A 1,163-nucleotide genomic window follows, 5' to 3' on the forward strand; every position below is an offset into this window, starting at 1 on the left:
CGATATTGATTCAAGCACAATAGCCAGCGCACAAATCACGCTAATTGGCGCCAATAGCAATGAGAGTTTAAGTTTTACTGCGTCAGGCGGTATCACGGGAAGCTACGATACCAGCAATAACACACTGACGCTGACGGGCGATGCCTCTATCAGTGATTACCAAACCGCACTCGAAGCCGTTCAATATAGTAATACCGATTCTAACTTTACTAGTACAACCAACGAGACTCGGTCATTTGGCGTTACAGTGACCGATGTCAGTGTAGATACTACTTCGGCACTCTCTAGTGCTGTCGGCAATGGTTCGCTCTCCTTATTTGGCGAGTTTACTAATATTCAACAATATGCGGCTATTCCCTTCAATCCATTGGCACAAAATCCGACAGAGGCGCACTATCAGGCGCTAGGATTTGAGACTGCACTTGACGATGGCTATTTCCCGGAAAGGAGAAATTACCTTAACAGTGCTTTATTGAACCAACAACCGACATTAACTGTTCTTTCTGATTTACAGGATTTTATTAACCAAGATAGTGATGGCGATGGATTACGTAATTACTTTGATCCACAATCACAAAATGAATATAACTTCTACGCTTCATATACGTTACACCCCGAAATTGTTAACAATCTTCCTGTTGATACTAATCAAGAATATTCTTATTTAATCAAAACAGATATTCGGCTCAACAGCAATGCAACGACACAATCTCTTTACCTTGCAGTACCCACTTGGACTTATGGCAGTTCTCGTCATCTAGCCAATCGATGGCCACATAATATATCACTAGTAATAAAAGATTATTTTAGCAGTGAAGGCGTAGCTTTTATTCGTCAAAATACTACCAGTGGGTATCTAAATGAACTTAGTGGTATTGATTGGATGAAGCTGAACTATATAGAGCAGTGGTGGACCTTTGTTGATTATGTTCGTGATGCAACGAATACTACCCCTAGTAGCACAGATTATGCGGCAATAGGTTTCAGCTCACTAACTCAAGAGCAGATCGATGAACTGAATGGTGTTATTACACAAAATCAAGCTACCCCTAATGATTTTGATAAGATGAATGAGATGGTCACAAGTTATCTTCTCATTCATGATTACGCCAAAGACAGCGGCAATCCTATCATTGCAACTGCGCCGCAAAGTACGGATTATA

The 1,163-nt window shown here is 40.8% G+C and carries 1 protein-coding gene; it reads left to right on the forward strand.

Annotated features, from left to right (window positions below):
* A partial coding sequence (locus tag VTH8203_RS23175; protein ID WP_158296231.1) for a hypothetical protein occupies nt 1-1,163 on the forward strand: 1,163 nt, incomplete at both ends.

Source organism: Vibrio thalassae (assembly GCF_900089835.1).
In the GTDB taxonomy this organism is placed as follows: Bacteria; Pseudomonadota; Gammaproteobacteria; order Enterobacterales; family Vibrionaceae; genus Vibrio; species Vibrio thalassae.